Consider the following 21,147-nt stretch of genomic DNA (forward strand, 5'->3'; position numbering starts at 1 on the left):
ACCGCCCGGCGACGAAACGAGGTTGCATGGCCACCGTTCTGTCCGTCTCCGCAAGCCCCTCCGCCACCTCCCGCACGGCCCGTATGCTGCGCACCCTGGACGCCGCGCTCACCGCGGACGGCCACACCGTCACCGCGCTGGACGTCCGCGACCTGCCCCCGGCGGCGCTGCTGTCGGGCGATCTCGGCCATCCGGCGATCGCCCGGGCCGTGGAGCTGTTCGCCGCGGCGGACGGCGCCGTCATCGGCACCCCCGTCTACAAGGCGGCCTACTCCGGCCTGCTCAAGTGCCTCTTCGACCTGCTGCCGCAGTACGCGCTGGCCGGCAAGACGGTGCTGCCGCTGGCCACCGGCGGCTCGACCGCGCATGTGCTGGCCATCGACTACGCGCTGCGCCCGGTGCTGTCGGCGATGGGCGCCGCGCACATCGTGCAGGGCTGGTTCGTGCTCGACCGGCACATCGCGGTCGGCGACGACGGCACCGTCACCCTCGACCCCGCGGCGGCCGGGCCCTTGCGCCAGGTCGTCCAGCAGTTCTCCACCGCCCTCGACTCCCAGGAGGCCCTTCGTGACCGCCCCGCCCCGGCCCTCCGCTGACGGCCGGCCGCAGCCCCGTACCGCCCGGGTGATCACCGGCGCGGCGGAGGCGCTGGCCGTCGCCGCCGCGCTCGCCGCCGACTTCCGGGCCGGCGCCGCACGGCGCGACGCCGGCCGGGAGCTGCCGCGCGCCGAGCTGGACCGGCTCACCGCCACCGGGCTGCTCGCGGTCACCGTGCCGGCCGGGCACGGCGGGGCGGACGTCGGCATGACGACGCTCGCCGAGGTCTTCCGGCTGCTGGCGAGCGCCGACGGCAGCCTCGCGCAGATCCCGCAGAGCCACTTCGTCTACGTCAATGTGCTGCGCGCCCAGGGCACGCCCGAGCAGCAGCGCTTCTTCTTCGCCGAGGTCCTGGCCGGCCGCCGGCTGGGCAACGCGCAGTCCGAGGCGGGCACCACGCACGTCCAGGACATCCGCACCCGCCTGGAGCCGGCCCCGGACGGCGACGGCTACGTCCTGACCGGCGTCAAGCACTACGCGACCGGCGCGCTGTTCGCCGACTGGATCCCGGTGCTGGCCCGGCTCGGCGACGACGGGGCGCTGCATGTGGCGTACGTCGCCGCCGGCGCGCCCGGCGTCACCGTGGTGGACGACTGGGACGGCATGGGCCAGCGCACCACGGCCAGCGGCACGGTCCGGCTGGACGGCGTGCGGGTGCCCGCCGACCGGGTCGTCCCGCACCACCTGACCTTCACCGGCCCGCAACTGCACGGCGCCGTCGCCCAGTTGCTGCACGCGGCGATCGACACCGGCATCGCCGGCGGCGCGCTCGCCGAGGCGGTGGACTTCGTCCGCACCAAGAGCCGGCCGTGGTTCGAGAGCGGCGCCGAGACGGCCGCGCAGGACCCGCTGCTGATCCAGCAGGTGGGCGAACTGGCGATCCGGGTACGGGCCGCGCAGGCGCTGCTCGGCGACGCGGCCCGGGCGGTGGACGCCGCCCGCGCGGACCTCACCGACGACAGCGCCGCCGAGGCGTCGATCGCGGTGGCCGCGGCCAAGGCGTACGCGGCGAGCGCCGCGGTGGAGGTGTCGGGCGCGCTGTTCGAGCTGGGCGGCACCCGCTCGGCGCTGCGCTCGCTGCACCTGGACCGGCACTGGCGCGACGCGCGCACCCACACCCTGCACGACCCGGCGCGCTGGAAGGTGCAGCACATCGGCCGCTACGTCCTCAGCGGCACCCGCCCGCCCCGGCACGGCCTGCTCTGACGCCGGCCGCCCGGACACCCCTTACGGAGACCTCTTGTGACCCTCACCTTCCACTGGTTCCTGCCCACGTACGGCGACAGCCGCAACGTCGTCGGCGGCGGCCACGGCACCCCCATGGGCACGGCGGCCGGCGACCGGCCCGCGACGCTCGGCTACCTCACGCAGGTCGCGCGGGCCGCCGAGGATCTGGGCTTCGTCGCCGCGCTGACCCCGACCGGCGCGTGGTGCGAGGACGCCTGGCTCACCACGGCGATGCTCAGCCAGACCACCGAGCGGCTGAAGTTCCTGGTCGCCTTCCGCCCCGACTCGGTCTCCCCCACGCTCGGCGCGCAGATGGCCGCGACCTTCCAGCGGCACTCCGGCGGCCGGCTGCTGCTCAACGTGGTCACCGGCGGGGAGAGCCACGAGCAGCGCGCGTACGGCGACTTCCTCGGCAAGGAGCAGCGCTACGCCCGCACCGGCGAGTTCCTGCACGTGGTGCGCGAGCTGTGGGCGGGCCGGACGGTGGATCTGGCCGGGGAGCACATCCGGGTCGAGGGCGCGCGGCTGAGCAGGGTGCCGGACCCGGTGCCCGAGGTCTACTTCGGCGGCTCCTCGCCCGCCGCCGGGACGATCGCGGCCCGGCACAGCGACGTCTACCTCACCTGGGGCGAGCCGCCGGCGGCCGTGGCGGAGAAGATCGGCTGGATACGGAAGCTGGCCGCCGCCGAGGGGCGGCAGGTCAGGTTCGGCATCCGGCTGCACGTCATCGCCCGGGACACCGCCGAGCAGGCGTGGGCCGAGGCCCGGCGGCTGCTGGACGGCTTCGCGCCGGAGGTCGTCGCGGGCATCCAGGCGGGGCTGGCCCGCAGCGAGTCCGAGGGGCAGCGGCGGATGCTGGCCCTGCACGGCGGCAGGGCCGACGACCTGGAGATCGCGCCCAACCTGTGGGCCGGGATCGGCCTGGTCCGCGGCGGCGCGGGGACCGCGCTGGTCGGCAGCCACACCGAGGTCGCCGACCGGATCGCCGAATACCACGCCCTGGGCATCGAGGAGTTCGTGCTGTCCGGGCACCCGCACGTCGAGGAGGCGTACTGGTTCGGCGAGGGCGTGCTGCCGGTGCTCGGGGCCCGCGGCCTGTGGACCCACCCGCTGGACGCGGACGGCGGCGCCCGGCGGACGGCGCCCGTGGGCGTCCCGTTCGCCGGGTCGGCACGCTAGCGCTCCGCGCGCGGCTCAGCCGTCGAAGGCGGCCTTGTGCGCGCGGGCCCAGTCGGCGTAGCGGCGCGGCGGGCGGCCGAGCACGGCCTCGACGTCGCCGGTGAGCCGCGCGTTGCGGCCCTCGGCGATGAACCGCAGGCCGCCCAGCGCGCTCTCGGCGAGCTCGGCGTCGTAGCCGGCGGCGATCATCTGCTCCTTCGCCGCGTCCTCGGGCACGTCGACGACGCCGACCGGGCGGCCGAGCACCTGGGCCAGGATCTCCACCTGGTCGGGTGTGCTCAGCAGTTCGGGGCCGGTCAGGGTGTACGTCCTGCCGTGGTGGCCGGGGGCGGTCAGCGCGGCGGCGGCGACCTCGGCGATGTCCCGCGGGTCGACGACGCCCTGCGCGCCGCTGCCGGTGAGGTTGGCGACCGGCCGGCCCGCGCGGATGTCGGCGGCCCAGCTCAGGGTGTTGGAGGCGAAGGCGGTGGGCCGCAGCACCGTCCAGGCCGCGCCGGAGGCCGGGAGCCCCTGCTCGCCGGGGAGGTGCCAGGTGTTGCCCCGCAGCCCGGTGTCCTCGCCGGTGCCGATCGCGGAGAGCTTCACCACCCTGGCCACGCCGTGCTCGCGGACCGCGTCGAGTGCCGCCCGGTCGTGCCGCGCGAGGCCCGCGCCCGGCGCGGACAGCAGGAAGACCGCCTCGGCGCCGGCCGTCGCGGCGCCGAGGGACGCGCGGTCGTCGAAGTCGCCCCGGACGAGCCGGACGTGTGCCCGCAGGTCCGGCGGCAGGACGGCGGCCTCCGGGTCGCGTGTCATCGCCCGGACCTGCTCGCCGCGCTCGGCGAGGACCCGGACCACTTCGGAACCGATGGTGCCCGTGGCACCGGTGACAAGGATCATGGCGGGAACTGTGCTACCGCCCGGCCGCGGCGTTCTAGGAGAAACCGGCGGCCCCGTACGGCGGCCGGTCTCGTTACAGTGACCGGTGTGGACGCCAGGACCCCGCCGGACGCGCACCGGCCGTGGATCGCGGACGTGGCGCTGATCCGGCCCCGCGGCGCCGCGTCGCTGCTGCTCCTGCCCGATGCCGCCACCGCCGTGGTCTACCGCCGGAACGGCACCGGCACGGGCGAGCTGCGGGTGGTGGGCCCGCGCAGCCGCGCCTCCTACCACCCGGACAAGACGCCGCCGGTGTGCGTACGGGCCCGGCTGCGGCCGGGGGCCGCGGCGGCGGTGTTCGGGGTGCCGGCCAGCGAGCTGCTGGACCGCTCGGTGGCGCTCGGCGACCTGTGGGGCGCCCGCGCGGCCCGCTGGGAGGACCGGCTCGGCGAACTGGCCGCCGCGGACCCGACGCTGCGGGGCGTCGCGCGGGCGCTGCCGGCGGCGCTGGATGGCCAAGGGGCCGACGACGGGGCCGGCAGCGGGGGCCGCGGCGCGCAGCCGCGTGACGCGCTGCTGCGCGAGGCCGTCGCGTCGCTGTCGGCCGGCGGGGAGCCGGTCGCCGCGCTGGCCCGGCGGCTGTCGGTGAGCGAGCGGCGGCTGCGCGAGCTGTTCGCCGACCGGGTCGGCCTGTCGCCCAAGCACTTCGCCCGGGTCCAGCGGGTCCGCGCGGTGCTGGCCGAGACGGGCGGCGCGGGGCGTGCCGGCCGGACGGACCTCGCGGGGCTCGCGTCCGAGCGCGGCTACTACGACCAGTCCCACATGACGGCGGACTTCCGCATGCTCGTCGGCGTGACGCCGGCCGCCTTCCGCGCGGGCCGCCGCCCCGCCCCGACCCCGTGCGCCGCGGCACCCGCGACCGGCGGCGCCTAGGGCCTGTTTTAAAAGTCCCGTCTGCCCGGAGGGGCTGGGCACGCACTCCCCCACGGCTGCGCGTGGGGGTGCCCCCAGCCGCGTTGTCGGTCGTCGGCGCAGCCCTCCCCCTGCCTTCGGCGGGAGGTACCCCCAGCGCTCTCCTCCCTCCGCCTTGCAATCGCACGCACCCAGCCCCGCCAGCCCCCGCCCTTACGGGCGGGACGACGCTACTTTTAAAACAGGCCCTAGCCGGCCGGTGTGCCGGTGCCCGTGCCCGTACGCGTGCGGTCGCGGCTGCGGAAGGGCGGGATGGGCGGGCCCTCCGCAAGGAGCTCGGTCGTGACGAACGCGACGACGGTGGCCAGCGCCACCACCGGCAGCGACCCGGTGTGCCCCAGCAGCAGCGCGACGAGCACGACCGCGCTGACCGGCAGCCGCAGCGCCGCCGCGGTGGCGGCGGCCATGCCCGCCGCCATCGCGGGGACGACGCCGAAGCCGGGCAGCGGGGAGGCCAGCAGGCCGGCGGCGGCGCCGAGGAAGACCGCGGGGAAGATGGGGCCGCCGCGCAGGCTGCCCAGCGCGAAGGCATAGCCGGCGCCCTTGAACGCCAGGACGGCCACCAGCGCGCCGACCGGCCAGGAGTGCGGGTGCGCGGCCAGTTGCGGCAGCGCCGCCTGGCCGGACAGCGCGACGTCGGCCGGGGAGCGGCCGGTGATGCCGGCGTAGGCGGCGGGGCAGCAGCCCATGGCGAGCGCGGCGAGCACGGTGGTGCGCAGCGGGTGCGCGGCCACGAGGACGGCGGTCAGCCGCCCGGCGCGCATCACGTAGTGGACCGCCACCCCGATGGCCAGCGCCATGAGCACCGACCACAGCACGTCGCCCCAGTCCAGCAGCGGCGGCGCGGGCAGGCCGATCCGCAGGTTGCCGGTCTTCAGCCCCGTCCAGTGGCCGAACCCGGTGAAGACGATCGCGCCGACGCCGCTGGACAGCAGCGCGGGCAGCATCACCGCGAACAGCCGCGGGCCGCCGACGCCGGCGACCTCCATCAGCATGACCGCGGCGACCAGCGGGTTGCCGAAGATCGCGGAGATGGCGGCGGCCGACCCCGCCGCGCCGAGCAGGGCGCTGCTCTCCTCGGTCGCGGGGGCGCGGGCGAGGGTGCGGAAGAGCAGCGCGAGGCCGCCGCCGAGGGCGATCAGCGGCGCCTCGGGGCCCAGCACCGCGCCGAAGGGCAGGCACAGCAGCGCGGCGAGCACCACGCCGGGCAGCGCGGCGGCGGTCGGGCCGCCGGAGTGCAGCCCGGCGGCGGGGATGTGGCCGCCGCGGCCGGGGAAGCGCAGCACGACCAGGCTCACCCCGAGCCCGGCGATCAGCGCGCCGGGCAGCGACCACCACCACGGCGGCTTGTCGTGGCCCATGTGGTGCGGCCAGTCGGTCCACAGGAGGCGTTCCAGCTCGTGCAGCGCGGCGAGGAAGAAGAACGCCACGAGCGAGACCGGGATGCCGAGGAGCCCGCTGAGGACCAGCGCCTTGCGGTAGCCGGGGCGGCGCAGCATGGCGCGCAGCGCGTCCGCCTCGTGCGGCGGGCCGCCGGGCGCTCCGTCGGCCGGTCCGGTGGCGCGTCCGGTGGCGGCTCCGGTGGCGGGTGGGGTGCCGGGCGGTGTCTGCTCGCTGATGGTCCCCTCCTGGCTCGGCGCCCGCGCACGGCCCGCCCGTATACGAACGCCGTCCGGCGCGGCGGCCGGCCCGTATACGAAAGGCGCGCGGAACGGGCCGGGCGGCACGGCCCGCCGCGGCGGTCAGCGCACACTAACCGCCATGGTGGCGGGGGCGGGCCGGGGCGCGCGGCGGAGCGGGGAAAACCGCCCGGTGGGGGGCTCAGGCCACCCGCTGGAGGGCGACCACGGCGACGTCGTCGCCCAGGCGGCTGCCGACGTACCGGGCGAGGTCGGCGGTGAGGGCGAGCAGCAGGTCGGCGGGGGCGAGATCGCGCCAGTCGGCGAGCCGGTCGGTGAGCGGGTAGAAGGCTCCCTCGCCGTCGCGGGCCTCGATGACGCCGTCGGTGTAGAGCAGCAGTACGTCGCCGATGTCGAGGTCGTAGGTGTCCAGGTGCTGGGTCTCCGGGGTGAGGTCGCCGAGGCCCAGCGGTACGGCCGGCCGGCCGCACTCCAGCGGCAGGACCTGGCCGCGGTGCAGCAGGATCGGCGGCGGGTGGCCGCAGTTGGCGACGCTGATGCTCTCGCCGCCGGGGGCGACGTCGACCAGCACGGCGGTCACGAAGCGCTCCAGGAAGGCCGGCGAGACGGCCTTGTCCGCGCCGCCGGCCGGCCCGGGCTCCGCCCCGAGGCCCAGCCCGAGCCCGGGCTCCGGCGGGGGCGGCGGGGGCGCCTGCGGGGCCTCGGCGGGGTCGGCGAGGTCGTCGCGCAGGCTCTCGTCGAGCGCGGCGGGCAGCTCCCGCAGCGGGACCCGGCCGCGGGCGGTACGGCGGAAGGCGGCCAGCAGCATGCCGGTGACCTCGACCGCGGCCATGCCCTTGCCCTGGACGTCGCCGACCAGCACCCGGATCCGGCCGCCGCCGAGGTCGGCCGCGGCGTACAGGTCGCCGCCGATGGCGGCCTCGCGGTCGGCGGCCAGATACGCCGAGGCGATGGCGAGCGGGCCGAGCCGGGTCGGCAGCGGGCGCAGCAGCGCCCGCTGGGTGATGGCGGCGACCCAGCGGGCCTGGGCCAGTTCGTGCTCGCGCCGCTGCCGTACCGCGGCGGCCATGACGGAGGCGGCGCCGATCAAGGTCACGGTGGCCAGCACGACGGGGAAGTTGGCGGTGTCGAGCTGGTGGTTGCTCGCGGCGGCGAGGGCCAGGCACGGGAAGGTGGCCGCGACGACGATGAGCACCGCGGCCGGTCCGAGGAAGACCGCCGAGAGCGCCGGCACCCCGACCATGATCCCGCCGATCCGGATCTGCGGGCCGGCGGCCACGTCGACGACCAGCAGCAGCACGAGCAGCAGCAGGGCGGCCACCAGCCGGGACGCCGCCGAGCGCACGAACCTCGGCAGGTGCGGGTCCTCCGACGCACCAGGTGAGGTCATAAGCCCAAAATACCGCCGGACGTCCCCGGTCACCCGCGCACGGCCCGGCGCCCGGGGCAGCTCAGGCCGGTGGCGGAGCGGTGCTGCGGCGGATCACCAGGCTGGTGGCCAGCTCCATCCGGGTGGTGGAGGTCGTGGCGGGCGCCGCCCGCAGCCGCAGCATCATCCGGGAGGCCTCCTCGGCCATCCGGCGCAGCGGCTGGCGCACGGTGGTCAGCGCCGGGCGGGACCACTGGGCGACGGCGACGTCGTCGTAGCCGACCACCGACAGGTCGGCGGGGGTGCGCAGGCCGTGCGCGCCGGCCGCCTCCAGCACGCCGATGGCCTGCAGGTCGCTGCCGGCGAAGATCGCGGTGGGCCGGTCCGGCCGGGAGAGCATCCGCATGGCCTGCTCGTAGCCGCCCTCGACGTGGAAGTCGCCGAACGCGATCAGGTCGGGGTCGATCTCCAGGCCGGCGGTCGTCATGGCCGAGCGGAAGCCGTCGAGCCGGGCGAGCGAGCACATCATGTCCTCGGGCCCGGTGATGATGCCGATCCGCCGGTGCCCGAGCTCGATCAGGTGCCGGGTCGCGGCGAGCCCGCCGGACCAGTTGGCCGAGCCGACCGAGGGCACGTCCGGTTCCGGGTCGCCGGCCGGGTCGATGATCACAAAGGGGATCGACCGGCTGCGCAGCTGCTGCTTGAACTCGTGCGGCAGCGCCGAGAAGACCAGGATCACGCCCAGCGGGCGGCGCCGCAGCACGCCCTCGATCCACTCGTTGTCCGGCGAGTGCCGGGTGCCGCTCTCGGTGAGCACGACACTGCCGCCGATCTCCTTGGCGACCTTCTCGACGCCCAGGATCAGCTCCATCGCCCAGATCGCGTCCAGTTCGTGGAAGACGATCTCGATCAGCGGTGCCTCGGACCCGCCACGGGTCGTGCGGCGGTATCCGTGCAGCTCCAGGAGCCGTTCCACCTTCAACCTCGTCAGGGCCGAGACATCCTGACGACCGTTCAACACCTTCGAAACTGTCGAGACCGAGACCCCGGCAGTTTCGGCGACCTGGGCGAGTGTGACCCGACTCTCGTCCGCCTCTGCATCCATAAGAGCGCAGCGTACGACACATCTGCGCGTAACGCTTTGATAACCCGGACCACGAGGGTTGACCGTTTCGGGGCCGCACCTTAGCGTCACACCGCGCAGCAATTTTCGGCGAGGGTGCCGAAATATTTCGAAAGGCTGGACGATGAAGAAGAGATGGCTTCCCCGTGCTGTGGCCGGCAGCGTGGTACTCGCCCTCGGGCTGACGCTGGCCGCGTGCGGCGGCGGCAGCTCCAGCAGCAGCGGCTCTGGCAGCTTCACGGTGCTCGTCTACGGCGACGCGAGCAACAAGGTCGAGAAGCAGATAGTCGACACCTTCAACAAGACGTCGAAGGTCAAGGCGAAGCTGCAGACGATCCCCGGCGCGGACTACCAGACCAAGCTGCAGACGATCATCAACACCAAGCAGGCGCCGGACGTCTTCTTCAACTGGGGCGGCGGCAGCATCGCGCCCTTCGTCAAGGCCGGCCTCCTCCTGCCCCTCGACGACATGATCGCCAAGGACCCGGCGCTCAAGTCCGACTTCCTGCCGTCCGTCTTCAACGGCGCCGTCCTGGACGGCAAGTCCTACGGCATCCCGATGCGCGGCACCCAGCCCGTCCTGCTGTTCAACAACAAGAAGGTGCTGGCCGACAACGGCCTGACCGCCCCGAAGACCTGGGACGACCTGCTCAACGCGGTCAAGGTCCTCAAGGACAAGCACATCACCCCGATCGCGCTCGGCGGCGGCGACCAGTGGCCGACGCTCATGTGGTACGAGTACATGTACGACCGCATGGCGGGCCCGAGCCTGTTCGACAAGGCCCTCGGCGGCGACAAGACCGCGTGGGACTCCCCCGACAGCCACGCGGCGCTCGACAAGCTCAAGCAGCTGATCGACGCCGGCGCCTTCGGCACCAACTTCGACTCGGTCAAGTACACCGACGGCGGCTCGGTCGCGCTGGTCGCGCAGGGCAAGGCCGGCTTCGAGCTCATGGGTTCCTGGTACTACTCGCAGCAGCAGCAGGACAACCCCGACTTCGCCAAGACCGGCCTGGGCTACAGCACCTTCCCGACCGTCTCGGACGGCAAGGGCGACCAGAGCGACATCGTCGGCAACACCAACAACTACTACTCGGTCCTGAAGAAGACCAAGTACCCGGACGCCATCGCGCAGTTCCTCAAGCTGCAGTACAGCGACGAGTTCGTGAAGGCCCAGATGGCGATCGGCAACCTGCCGACCACCACCAACACCACGAACTTCCTGGACACCGCCGCCGACCCGGCCTACTCCAAGTTCCAGTACGACCTGGTGAAGGCCGCCCCGTCGTTCCAGCTGTCGTGGGACCAGGCCTACCCGCAGTCGGCCAGCAACGCGATGCACACCGCGGTGCAGCAGTTCTTCGACGGCAAGCTCGACGCCGACGGGTTCATCAAGGCCATGCAGGCCCTGCCCACGTCCTGAACCGGGATCCAGAAATGACCACCACTGATTCACCCAGGGTGGAGAAGCGCCGGCCCGTTCCACGGGCCGGCGCCGGCCGGCCGGGCCGCAGGTCCGGCGCCTCCGTGGCCCGCCCAGGTCTTGCCTGGGCGGCGCCCGCCACTCTGTTCTTCACTCTGTTCGCCGTCGTGCCGCTGATCATGGTGGCGGTGCTGTCCTTCGCCGAGTGGGACGGCGTCGACGCGCTGTCCTTCACCGGCGTGGACAACTGGAAGACGCTCTTCCACGACCACGTCATGCTGCAGAGCATCTGGCTCACGCTGCTGACCACGGTCCTCGGTGTCGTCGTCCAGACCCCGCTGAGCATCCTGCTCGGCGTGTGGGCGGCCGGCAAGCAGCGCAACCGGGCGGTGCTGTCCGCCATCTACTTCATCCCGCTGCTGCTGTCGGCGACGGCGATCTCAATCCTGTGGCGGGCCCTGCTCGACCCGAACTTCGGCGTGCCCTCGCAGGCCAGGTGGCTGTTCGGGGACGGCAACCTGTTCGGCCACCAGAGCACCGCGATCGGGGTGCTGATCTTCGTCGGCGCGTGGCAGTACACCCCGTTCCACACCCTGATCTACCAGGGCGCGACCCGGGCGATCCCGCAGGTGCTCTACCAGGCCGCGGCGATCGACGGTGCCGGCCGGGTGCGTCAGTTCTGGTCCATCACCCTGCCGCAGCTGCGCACCACCATGGTCACCTCGATGATCCTCATGGTGGTCGGCGGCATGACCGTGTTCGACACCGTGCTGATCCTGACCCAGGGCGGCCCCGGCACCGACACGACGACGACGCCGTACTACTCGTACGTCAAGGGCTTCAAGGACTTCCAGTTCGGCTACGCCTCGGCCATCGCGCTGATCCTGGTGGTCGTCGCCACGATCATCTCGCTCGTCATCGTCAAGTTCTCCGGTTACGACAAGATGCGCAGCTCGTCGGAGGGACTGTGATGAAGCGCCGTCCCAATTACCTCGCCGGTCTCGGCTCGCTGGTCTGGCTGGTGCTGATCGGCCTGCCGCTGTACGTGATGCTCGCCGCGACCCTGCAGAGCCGTTCGGACTACTCCTCGAACGGCCCGCTGTCGTGGCCCAAGCACTTCACGCTGTCCAACTACACCCAGGACTTCTCCAACGGCTTCGGCCACTACTTCCTCAACACCGTCCTGGTGACGGCGGCGGTGGTGGCGATCGTGCTGCTGCTGATCCCGCCGCTGTCGTACGCGATCGTGCGCAGCCAGGGCCGCACCACCACCGGGGTCTTCCGGCTGTTCCTGCTGGGCCTGGCGATCCCGTCGCAGGCGGTGATCGTGCCGATGTTCTACCTCATCACCAAGGCCGGCCTGTACGACAACCTCATCGGCGTGATCCTGCCGACCGCGGCCTTCTCGCTGCCGGTCTGCGCGCTGGTGCTCACCGGTGTGATGCGGGAGATCAACTCCGAGCTGTACGAGGCCATGGCCATGGACGGCGCCTCGCCGGCCCGGACGTTCTTCCAGCTGGTGGTGCCGCTGTCCAAGAGCGGGCTTTCCACCATCGTCGTCTTCTCCGCCCTCCAGGCGTGGAACGGCTTCCTCTTCCCGCTGGTCCTCACCCAGAACGAACCGTCGAAGGTCATCACCCTGGGCCTGTTCAACTTCCAGACCGAGCACGGCATCGACGTCCCCGGCCTGCTGGCCGCGGTCGTGCTGTCGATGCTGCCCATCTTCATCGTCTACCTGTTCGCCCGCCGTGCCCTGGTCCAGGGACTCATGGGCGTCGGAGGAAAGTGACCGGCACCGTGGCCGAAGAGACAAAGTCCGCTACTCCCCCGTGGAGGAACACCACCCTCGCCCCGGAAGACCGGGCCGACGCGCTGATCGCCGCGATGACCCTGCAGGAAAAGGTCGCGCAGCTGTTCGGCATCTGGGTGGGTGCGTCCGACGAAGGCGGCGAGGTCGCCCCGTACCAGCACGAGATGGAGGAACCGGTCACCCTGGAGAGCCTGCTGCCGCAGGGTCTCGGCCAGCTGACCCGGTCGTACGGCACCGCGCCGGTCGACCCCGCGCTCGGCGCGCTGTCGCTGCTGCGCACCCAGCGCTCCATCGCCGCGGCGAACCGGTTCGGCATACCCGCGCTCGCGCACGAGGAGTGCCTGGCCGGCTTCTCGACCTGGGGGGCCACCGCCTACCCGGTGCCGCTGTCGTGGGGCGCCGGGTTTGACCCGGAGCTGGTACGCGCCATGGCGGCCCGGATCGGGCAGGACATGCGCGCCGTCGGCGTCCACCAGGGCCTGGCCCCGGTGCTCGACGTGGTGCGCGACGCCCGCTGGGGCCGGGTGGAGGAGACGATCGGCGAGGACCCGTATCTCATCGGCACCGTCGCCACCGCCTACGTCCAGGGCCTGGAGTCCGCGGGCATCGTGGCGACGCTCAAGCACTTCGTGGGCTACTCCGCCTCGCGCGCCGGGCGCAACCTCGCTCCGGTGTCGATGGGCGCCCGGGAGCGCGCCGACATCATGCTGGCACCGTTCGAGATGGCGATCCGCGAGGGCGGCGTCCGCTCGGTCATGCACGCCTACACCGACACCGACGGCCTTCCCTCGGCCGCCGACGCCGAGCTGCTGACCGGGCTGCTGCGCGAGACCTGGGGCTTTACCGGCACCGTCGTCGCCGACTACTTCGGCATCGCCTTCCTCAAGACGCTGCACGGCGTGGCCGGCACCCTCGGCGAGGCGGCCGGGGCCGCGCTGAACGCGGGCGTGGACGTCGAGCTGCCCACCGTCAAGGCGTTCGGTGAGCCGCTGCTCAAGGCGGTCGCCGACGGCCAGGTGCCCGAGGCGCACATCGACCGCGCGCTGCGCCGGGTGCTGGTGCAGAAGGTGCAGCTCGGCCTGCTGGACCCGGACTGGAACCCGGTGCCCGAGGCACTGGCGGGCCGGGACCTGGACGACACCGCGGCGCTGCGCGGCACGGTCGACCTGGACTCGGCGCAGAACCGGGAGATCGCCCGCAGGATCGCCGAGCAGGGCGTGGTGCTGCTGCGCAACGAGGGCGGCACGCTGCCGCTGGGCCGCCCGGCCAGGATCGCGGTCATCGGCCCCAACGCCGAGGTCCCGACCGCGGTGCTGGGCTGCTACTCCTTCCCCGTGCACGTCGGCAGCCAGCACCCGGAGGTGCCGGTCGGCATCGAACTGCCGACGCTGCGCGAGGCGCTGGCCGAGGAGTTCCCGGACAGCGAGATCGTCACCGCCCGCGGCGCGGACGTCGACACCGACGACACCAGCGGCATCGCCGAGGCGGTGCGGGTGGCCGCCGAGGCGGACATCGTTGTCCTGGCGCTCGGCGACCGGGCCGGCCTGTTCGGCCGCGGCACCAGCGGCGAGGGCTGCGACGCCGAGTCGCTGACCCTGCCCGGCGTGCAGCAGCAGCTGCTCGACGCGGTCCTGGACGCAGGCACGCCGGTGGTCGTCACGATGCTCGCGGGCCGGCCGTACGTGCTGGGCCGCGCGGTGGGCGAGGCGGCGGCGATCGTGCAGACGTTCTTCCCCGGCGAGGAGGGCACGCGGGCGGTCGCCGGTGTGCTGTCCGGCCGGGTCGCGCCCTCGGGCCGGCTGCCCGTCAGCATCCCCCGGCAGCCCGGCACCCAGCCGTCCACGTACCTGGTGGCGAAGCTGTCGCACGCGAGCGAGTCGTCCAACATCGACCCGACGCCCGCGTACGGCTTCGGTCACGGCCTGACGTACACCACCTTCCAGTGGACCGACCTCGACGTGCCGGACCTGCAGACCGGCACCGACGGCGAGATCCGGCTGGCCTTCACCGTCCGCAACACCGGTGAGCGGGCCGGCACCGAGGTCGTGCAGCTCTACCTGCACGACCCGGTCGCCTCGGTGGTGCAGCCGGTGCAGCGGCTGATCGGCTACCGCCGGGTGGACCTGGAACCGGGGCGGTCGGCCCGGGTCGAGGTCGCCGTGCCCGCGGACCTGGCGTCCTTCACCGGGCGCGACGGCCGCCGCATCGTGGAGCCCGGCGAGCTGGAGCTGCGGCTCGGCGCGTCCTCCACGGACCTGCGGCTGACGGTGATCGCGACGCTCACCGGCCAGGTGCGCGAGCTCGACCACACCCGCCGGCTGCACGCGACGTTCACCACGTCGCAGGAGCAGGAGCCCGAGCCCGAGCCGGTGCCGGTCGGCTGACCGGCGGGGCGGGAGCAGGCAGCGGCGGCGGACGGCCCGGGTGGCGGGCCGTCCGCCGCCGCGCTTCTTCTCCGGCGGTCAGGTCAGGCAGAGCACCTGGCGCAGCACGTCGGTCAGTTCGGCCTCGGGGTCGCGGTGGGCGCCGGTGGCGCGCCAGGCGACGAAGCCGTCGGGGCGTACCAGCACCGCGCCGTCCCGGCCCGCGCTGTGGGCCGCGGCCCAGTCCGCGCCCGGCTCGGTGACGAGGTCGGCGCCGCCTTCCGCGCCCAGCCGGTAGCGGTCCAGCGGCACGCCGAGCCGCCGGGCGGCGCGCCCGCCCGCCTCGTGCCAGGCGGCGCCGCCGTCGACGCCGGTGAGCAGCACGAACCGCCGCTCGTACAGGTCGAGGGTGGACACCCGCTCACCGCGCCGGGTCACCCACAGGTGCGGGGCGCGCGTGCCCGGGTCGCCGACCCAGAGCCGCGGCCCGGCGCCGCCGGGTCCGGCGGGCCGCTGCGGTGCGGGCCCGCCGCGGTCCTCGGCCGTGCTGCCGCGCGCGGCGACGCCCTGCGGGGCCGGTGAGTGCTGCGCGGCCGGTGCGCCCTGGCTCCCGGCGGCATCCTGCGGGGCCGGGGCCTGCGGGGCCGCGCCGGGCCGCGCGGTGCCGGGCAGGGCCGGGCCGCCCGGCTGCGGCGGGGTGGGGCCGGGGGCGCCCGGGGTGCCGGGGAGGTGCGGGGCGACCGGGCCGCCGGTGTTGCCGGGGCCCGCGGGCGGGGCCGGGGGCCGCGGGACGACGGGGCGGTCGGGGTCGACGCCGACGACCGCGCCCGCGGGGTAGCGGTAGCCGAGCGCCACGGTCAGCACCCCGCTCTGCCGGCCGCCGCCGGTGGGCAGCGCGTCGTAGCCGGGGTGGCTGTGCTCGGCGGAGCGCTCGGAGGCGCGGGCGCTGGTGGCCACCGCGACCGGCCGCCGCTCGGCGCCGTAGGTGTCCAGCAGCCCCGGTCCCGCCCAGCCGTCGAGCACCGCGGCGAGCTTCCAGGCCAGGTTGTGCGCGTCCTGGATGCCGGTGTTGGAGCCGAACGCGCCGGTGGGCGACATCTCGTGGGCGGAGTCGCCGGCGAGCAGCACCCGGCCCTCGACGTAGTGCTCGGCCACCCGTTCGGCGGCGTGCCAGGGGGCCTTTCCGGTGATCTCGATCTCCAGGCCCGGCACGCCGACCGCGGTGCGGATGTGCGCGGCGCACCGCTCGTCGGTGAACGCCTCCAGCGGTTCGCCGCGTTCGGGGTGCCACGGCAGGTGGAAGACCCACTCCGCCTCGTTGTCGACCGGCAGCAGCGCCCCGTCGGCGTCGGGGTTGGTGAGGTAGCAGGCGATGAAGTGCCGGTCCCCGACGACCTCGGCGAGCCGCTTGGCCCGGAAGGTGACGCTGACGTTGTGGAACAGCTCGCCCGCGCCGGTCTGGCCGATCCCGAGGGCGTGCCGGACCGGGCTTCGCGGCCCGTCGGCGGCGACCAGGTAGTCGGCCCGCACGGTGCGGGTGCGCCCCGACTCGCGGTCCAGCAGCTCGGCGGTCACCCCGCCGGAGTCCTGCCGGAAGGACGTCAGCTCGGTGCCGAAGCGGATGTCGCCGCCGAGCGCCCGGGCGTGCTCCAGCAGCACCGGCTCCAGGTCGTTCTGGCTGCACAGGCACCACCCGGTCGGGCTGCAGGCGGCCAGGCCGCCGCCGGGGTCGATCTCGCGGAACAGCCAGCGCTGGTTGTCGCCGGTGAGCGACTCGGCCTGCAGGATGCCGTGGTTGCGGGCCAGCACCGCGGCGGCCCGCCGGATCGCCGGCTCGACGCCCGCGGTCCTGAACAGCTCCATGGTGCGCACGTTGTTGCCGCGCCCGCGCGGGTGGTGCGAGGTCGCGGCGTGCTTCTCGACCAGCAGGTGGCGTACGCCGAGCCGGCCGAGGAAGAGCGAGGCGGACAGCCCCACCAGGGAACCGCCGACGACCAGGACCGGCACGCGGTCGGTGGCCCGGGCATCGGCGGGGGCAGCGGTGGGGGCGGGGGTACCGGCGGGAGCGCCGGCCGGGTCGTGGGGCGTCGGTTGCATGTGTTGCTCCTGCCTGTACGGGCGCGGGGCGCGGCGGGGCGCCGCCGGTTCGCGGGGCCCGCGCCGCCTTCGGCGCGGGCCCGGGGCCCGGCACGCCGTCGTCCGGTCCCGCCTTCCTCCTTTGCCCGGACGGGCCCCTCGTGCCGGTGCGGCGGCGGCGCATTCGCCCGCATGGACCGCAGATCTCGCGTCGTTGGCGGCATCGACGGACGATCAACGCAGATCGGGATCCCTCGCAGATCCGGCAGCCGACGCCGAAGCCGAAGGAGAAACGCAAGATGACGACCCTGTCCGAAGAGCCGGGGACGGCGGGCACCGCGACCGCGCCGCAGACGTCGCCGCTGCGGGTGGTGCTGCTGCTGGACGTCAAGCGGGGCGCGCAGCAGCGCTTCCTGGACGCCTACCAGCTGCTGCGCGACCAGGTCGCCTCCGTGCCCGGGCACGTCAGCGACCAGCTGTGCCAGTCCATCGAGGACCCCTCGCAGTGGCTGATCACCAGCGAGTGGGAGAGCGCCGAGCCGTTCCTGGCGTGGGTGGACAGCCCCGAGCACCGGGAGATGGTCAAGCCGATGCACGAGTGCGTCAACGACACCCGCTCGCTGCGCTTCGACGTGCTGCGCGAGACGTCCGCGGCCGGGCACACCGGCAGCCGGGCGCCGCGTCCCGAGCGGGCCGGCGACGGCCGCATCCGGCACGCGATCACCTTCACCGTCCGCCCGGGCAGCGAGGAGCACGTCGCCAAGCTGCTGAGCGAGTACGCCTCGCCGGCCGCCCGGGTCGACTCGGCCACCCGGCTGTGCAGGACGACGCTGTTCATGCACGGCAACCGGGTGGTGCGCGCGGTCGAGGTGCGCGGCAACCTGGCGGCGGCGCTGCGGCACGTGGCGCAGCAGCCGGAGGTGCGGGCGGTCGAGGAGGCCATCAACCCGTACCTGGAGGAGGAGCGCGACCTGAACGACCCGGAGGCGGCGCGGGCGTTCTTCAGCCGGGCCTCGCTGCCGGCGGTGCACGAGGCGGTCGCCGAGGCCGAGCGGCACGGGCAGCCGCGGCGCTACGCGCTGCGCTACCCGGTGCGCGCGGGCAGCGGCGCGGCTGCCGCCCGGGTGCTGGCCAGGTCCGACGAGCTGGCGGCGGCCGACCCGACGGGGCCGCTGGTGCGCAGCACGGTCTTCCAGCGCGACGACGTCGTGGTGCGGGTGATCGACCTGGCAGCGCCCGCCGACCAGGACCTGGCGCTGACCACCGGCACCGCCGACCGCGACCTGGCCGCCGAGCTCGGCCGGCTGCTCGAACTGCCCGGCGCCGAGCGGGACCTGGCCACCGACCGGGGCCGCGGCGAACTGCTCGCGCACTGCGAGATGACCCCGATCACCGACCGCCACGCGCAGGACTCCTGAGCCGCTCCCGAGCCCCTTCCCGTCCTTCCCGCAGGCCGCGTCACGGCCGCGGAACCCCCGCGGCCACCCGCTGTGATTCCCCCAGGAGGCACCCGACATGACCGCTCAGCCCCCACGGATCGTGCACGTCGACGACATCGAGCCCAACCGGCGCCGCGGTGGTGATCTGCGCGCCATGCTCACCCCGACCGTCAGCGGGTCGACCAGCGGGTTCATGGGCGTGGCGATCATGCAGCGCGGCGAGCGGATCGCCGAGCACTACCACCCCTACTCCGAGGAGTTCGTGTTCGTCGTCAGCGGCGAGCTGGAGGTCGACCTCGACGGCACGGCGTACGCCCTGTCCGCCGACCACGGCCTGCTGATCCCGAAGGACGTACGGCACCGGTTCCGCAACGTCGGCGGCGGCGAGGCCCGGATGGTCTTCCACCTGGGCCCGCTCGCGCCGCGCCCGGAGCTCGGGCACGTGGACACCGAGGACGCCGCGGGCAACCCGCTGGACACGGACCGCGCGAAGGCCGGCGCGGGCCGGCCGCCGGAGGCGGCGGGGGCGGTCTCGTGACCCGGCGTGTGGCGGTGACCGGCGTCGGGGTGGTCGCCCCCGGCGGGGTGGGCGTGCCGGCGTTCTGGGACCTGCTGACCGCGGGGCGCACCGCGACCCGGCGCATCACGCGCTTCGACGCCTCGGGCTTCCGCTCCCGAATAGCCGCCGAGTGCGACTTCGACCCGGCCGCGTGCGGCCTGGACCCGGTGCGGCTGGCCCGCGCCGACCGCTATGTGCAGTTCGCGATGGCCTCGGCCGACGAGGCGCTGCACGACGCGGGGCTGGACCCGGCGGCCGAGGACCCGTGGCGTATCGCGGTGTCGCTGGGCACCGCCGTCGGCGGCACGACCCGGCTGGAGCACGACTACGCGCTGGTCAGCGCGGGCGGTGACCGCTGGGACGTGGACCACCGGCAGGCGCAGCAGCATCTGCACCGGGCGTTCACGCCGAGCGCGCTGACCGCGGAGGTCGCCGAGCAGATCGGCGCCCGGGGCCCGGTCCAGACGGTGTCCACCGGCTGCACCTCGGGCCTGGACGCGGTCGGCTACGCCTTCCAGAGCATCGAGGAGGGCCGGGCCGACATCTGCATAGCGGGCGCCTCGGACTCCCCCATATCGCCGATCACGGTGGCCTGCTTCGACGCGATCAAGGCGACCTCGCCCAACAACGACGACCCGGAGCACGCCTCCCGCCCCTTCGACGCCGACCGGGACGGCTTCGTCCTCGGCGAGGGCGGCGCGGTGCTGGTGCTGGAGGAGCTGGAGCGGGCCCGCGCCCGCGGCGCCCACATCTACTGCGAGGTCACCGGCTACGCCTCGTTCGGCAACGCGCACCACATGACCGGGCTCACCCGGGAGGGCCTGGAGATGTCCCGGGCCATCGACCACGCGCTCGCGCACGGCCGTACCGACCGCACCGCCGTGGACTACGTCAACGCGCACGGCTCGGGCACCAAGCAGAACGACCGGCACGAGACCGCGGCCGTCAAGCGGTCGCTGGGCGAGCACGCCCGCAGCACCCCGATGAGCTCGATCAAGTCCATGGTCGGGCACTCCCTGGGCGCGATCGGCGCGATCGAACTGGCCGCGTGCGCGCTGGCGATGGAGCACGGCGTGGTGCCGCCCACCGCCAACTACGAGACACCCGACCCCGAGTGCGACCTGGACTACGTGCCCAAGGTCGCCCGGGAGCGGGACCTGCGGACGGTGCTGTCCGTGGGCAGCGGCTTCGGCGGCTTCCAGTCCGCCGTGGTCCTCAACCGGGAGGAGGCGAGCCGATGACCGCGAAGACCACCGGGCGTGCCGCGGCGCGGCAGCGGCGCCGTACCGTCATCACCGGGATGGGCGTGGTCGCGCCGACCGGCGTCGGCGCCGACGCGTACTGGAAGGCGACCGAGGAGGGCGTCAGCGCCCTGGGCGCCGTCACCCGGGAGGGCTGCGGCGGGCTGCCGCTGGCCGTGGCCGGCGAGGTGACCGGGTTTGACCCGGCCTCGCTGGTCGAGGAGCGCTTCCTGGTGCAGACCGACCGGTTCAGCCACTTCGCGATGGCCGCCGCCGACATGGCGCTGCGCGACGCGGCGCTGGACGCGGCGTCGGCCGGCGAGTACGGCATCGGCGTGGTGACCGCGGCCGGTTCCGGCGGCGGCGAGTTCGGCCAGCGCGAGCTGCAGCAGCTGTGGGGCAGCGGGCCGCGGTTCGTCGGCCCGTACCAGTCCATCGCGTGGTTCTACGCCGCCAGTACCGGCCAGATATCCATCCGCGGCGGCTTCAAGGGCCCCTGCGGGGTGGTCGCCGCCGACGAGGCCGGCGGTCTGGACGCCTTCGCGCACGCCGCGCGCGGCATCCGGGGCAGCACCGCGGCGATGGTGGTCGGCGCCACCGAGGCGCCGCTCGCGCCCTACTCGATCGTGTGCCAGCTCGGCTATCCCGAGCTGAGCCTGGAGCGCGATCCGCTGCGGGCGTATCTGCCCTTCACCGACCGGGCGTGCGGTTTCGTGCCCGCCGAGGGCGGCGCGATGTTCGTGGCCGAGGAGGAGACCGCGGCGCACGAACGCGGGGTCACCGCACGGGCGGTGGTCGCCGGGCACGCGGCGACCTTCACCGGGTCCGGGGACTGGGCGGCCTCCCGCGAGGGGCTGGCCCGTGCCGTCCGCGGCGCGCTGGACGAGGCGGGCATGGCGCCGGAGGAGGTCGACGTGGTCTTCGCCGACGCGCTCGGCGTGCCGGCCGCCGACCGCGCCGAGGCGCTGGCGCTGGCCGACGCGCTGGGCCGGCACGCGGCCCGGGTGCCGGTCACCGCCCCCAAGACCGGTACCGGGCGCGCCTTCTGCGGCGCCGCGGCGCTGGACGTGGCCTGCGCGGTGCTGGCCATGGAACACGCGGTCGTCCCGCCGACGCCGAACGTCACCGACGTACGCGACGGCCTCGACCTGGTCACCGGCCGGGCCAGGCCCGCCGATCTGCGCACCGCGCTGGTGCTCAGCCGCGGCCTGCTCGGCTCCAACTCCGCGCTGCTGCTGCGGCACGGCGCCGACGCCCGGCCGTGACGGCCG

17 protein-coding genes are annotated in these 21,147 nt (G+C 74.5%); 12 read left to right on the plus strand and 5 right to left on the minus strand.

Annotated features, from left to right (window positions below; translation table 11 throughout):
* Positions 1-26: 26 nt before the first annotated feature.
* Genes ssuE through HCN08_RS09555 form a run of 3 tightly spaced genes read left to right on the plus strand, consistent with a single transcriptional unit; the run spans position 27 to position 3,003 of the window.
* Complete coding sequence (ssuE, locus tag HCN08_RS09545) at positions 27-596, plus strand: NADPH-dependent FMN reductase (RefSeq protein ID WP_167982493.1); 570 nt, start codon at positions 27-29, stop codon at positions 594-596.
* Positions 568-1,803, plus strand: a complete 1,236-nt coding sequence (locus tag HCN08_RS09550; protein WP_167982494.1) for an SfnB family sulfur acquisition oxidoreductase — start codon at positions 568-570, stop codon at positions 1,801-1,803. Before ssuE ends, HCN08_RS09550 begins: the two co-directional genes overlap by 29 nt.
* Positions 1,804-1,839: 36 nt before the next feature.
* Positions 1,840-3,003 carry an LLM class flavin-dependent oxidoreductase gene (locus HCN08_RS09555; RefSeq protein ID WP_167982495.1) on the plus strand — a complete coding sequence of 388 codons (1,164 nt, stop codon included), beginning with the start codon at positions 1,840-1,842 and terminating at the stop codon, positions 3,001-3,003.
* Positions 3,004-3,018: 15 nt separating this feature from the next.
* Here the strand turns inward: HCN08_RS09555 and HCN08_RS09560 are convergent, their stop codons facing one another.
* Positions 3,019-3,882: an NAD(P)H-binding protein gene (locus HCN08_RS09560; RefSeq protein ID WP_167982496.1), complete on the minus strand. Its 864-nt coding sequence runs from the start codon at positions 3,880-3,882 to the stop codon at positions 3,019-3,021.
* An 87-nt stretch (positions 3,883-3,969) separates the two neighbouring features.
* Here HCN08_RS09560 and HCN08_RS09565 point away from each other — a divergent pair, with 87 nt between their 5' ends.
* Entirely contained in the window at positions 3,970-4,794 is an 825-nt protein-coding gene (locus tag HCN08_RS09565; RefSeq protein ID WP_322974349.1) for a helix-turn-helix domain-containing protein, read from the plus strand.
* A 227-nt stretch (positions 4,795-5,021) separates the two neighbouring features.
* Here HCN08_RS09565 and HCN08_RS09570 read toward each other — a convergent pair whose 3' ends face one another.
* The 3 genes from HCN08_RS09570 to HCN08_RS09580 form a co-directional block, all read right to left on the minus strand.
* A complete protein-coding gene (locus HCN08_RS09570; protein WP_167982498.1) occupies positions 5,022-6,332 on the minus strand; it encodes a chloride channel protein in 1,311 nt (436 codons plus the stop codon).
* A 322-nt stretch (positions 6,333-6,654) separates the two neighbouring features.
* The gene (locus tag HCN08_RS09575; RefSeq protein WP_167982499.1) at positions 6,655-7,863 is read right to left on the minus strand and encodes a PP2C family protein-serine/threonine phosphatase; all 1,209 of its coding nucleotides are present in this window, start codon (positions 7,861-7,863) and stop codon (positions 6,655-6,657) included.
* 61 nt (positions 7,864-7,924) lie between these two features.
* Positions 7,925-8,947, minus strand: coding sequence for a LacI family DNA-binding transcriptional regulator (locus HCN08_RS09580; protein WP_167982500.1), 1,023 nt, complete (start codon positions 8,945-8,947; stop codon positions 7,925-7,927).
* A 142-nt stretch (positions 8,948-9,089) separates the two neighbouring features.
* On the opposite strand from HCN08_RS09580, the gene HCN08_RS09585 reads away from it, so the two are divergent.
* Genes HCN08_RS09585 through HCN08_RS09600 form a run of 4 tightly spaced genes read left to right on the plus strand, consistent with a single transcriptional unit; the run spans position 9,090 to position 14,582 of the window.
* Positions 9,090-10,388 carry an ABC transporter substrate-binding protein gene (locus tag HCN08_RS09585; protein ID WP_167982501.1) on the plus strand — a complete coding sequence of 433 codons (1,299 nt, stop codon included), beginning with the start codon at positions 9,090-9,092 and terminating at the stop codon, positions 10,386-10,388.
* A 14-nt stretch (positions 10,389-10,402) separates the two neighbouring features.
* Positions 10,403-11,359: a carbohydrate ABC transporter permease gene (locus tag HCN08_RS09590; RefSeq protein ID WP_167982502.1), complete on the plus strand. Its 957-nt coding sequence runs from the start codon at positions 10,403-10,405 to the stop codon at positions 11,357-11,359.
* Positions 11,359-12,177, plus strand: coding sequence for a carbohydrate ABC transporter permease (locus HCN08_RS09595; protein WP_167982503.1), 819 nt, complete (start codon positions 11,359-11,361; stop codon positions 12,175-12,177). Before HCN08_RS09590 ends, HCN08_RS09595 begins: the two co-directional genes overlap by 1 nt.
* Positions 12,174-14,582: a beta-xylosidase/alpha-l-arabinosidase gene (locus tag HCN08_RS09600; protein WP_407648719.1), complete on the plus strand. Its 2,409-nt coding sequence runs from the start codon at positions 12,174-12,176 to the stop codon at positions 14,580-14,582. Before HCN08_RS09595 ends, HCN08_RS09600 begins: the two co-directional genes overlap by 4 nt.
* A 78-nt stretch (positions 14,583-14,660) precedes the next feature.
* On the opposite strand, the gene HCN08_RS09605 is transcribed toward HCN08_RS09600, so the two are convergent.
* The gene (locus HCN08_RS09605) at positions 14,661-16,658 is read right to left on the minus strand and encodes an FAD-dependent oxidoreductase (protein WP_167982504.1); all 1,998 of its coding nucleotides are present in this window, start codon (positions 16,656-16,658) and stop codon (positions 14,661-14,663) included.
* A gap of 278 nt (positions 16,659-16,936) precedes the next feature.
* Here HCN08_RS09605 and HCN08_RS09610 point away from each other — a divergent pair, with 278 nt between their 5' ends.
* The 4 genes from HCN08_RS09610 (at position 16,937) to HCN08_RS09625 (ending at position 21,141) form a co-directional block, all read left to right on the plus strand.
* Positions 16,937-18,055: a SchA/CurD-like domain-containing protein gene (locus HCN08_RS09610; protein WP_167982505.1), complete on the plus strand. Its 1,119-nt coding sequence runs from the start codon at positions 16,937-16,939 to the stop codon at positions 18,053-18,055.
* A 97-nt stretch (positions 18,056-18,152) separates the two neighbouring features.
* Positions 18,153-18,614: a cupin domain-containing protein gene (locus tag HCN08_RS09615; RefSeq protein ID WP_167982506.1), complete on the plus strand. Its 462-nt coding sequence runs from the start codon at positions 18,153-18,155 to the stop codon at positions 18,612-18,614.
* A complete protein-coding gene (locus HCN08_RS09620; RefSeq protein WP_167982507.1) occupies positions 18,611-19,876 on the plus strand; it encodes a beta-ketoacyl-[acyl-carrier-protein] synthase family protein in 1,266 nt (421 codons plus the stop codon). Before HCN08_RS09615 ends, HCN08_RS09620 begins: the two co-directional genes overlap by 4 nt.
* Entirely contained in the window at positions 19,873-21,141 is a 1,269-nt protein-coding gene (locus HCN08_RS09625; RefSeq protein WP_167982508.1) for a beta-ketoacyl synthase N-terminal-like domain-containing protein, read from the plus strand. Before HCN08_RS09620 ends, HCN08_RS09625 begins: the two co-directional genes overlap by 4 nt.
* Positions 21,142-21,147 lie beyond the last annotated feature (6 nt).

Source organism: Actinacidiphila epipremni (assembly GCF_012034175.1).
Classification (GTDB): Bacteria; Actinomycetota; Actinomycetes; order Streptomycetales; family Streptomycetaceae; genus Actinacidiphila; species Actinacidiphila epipremni.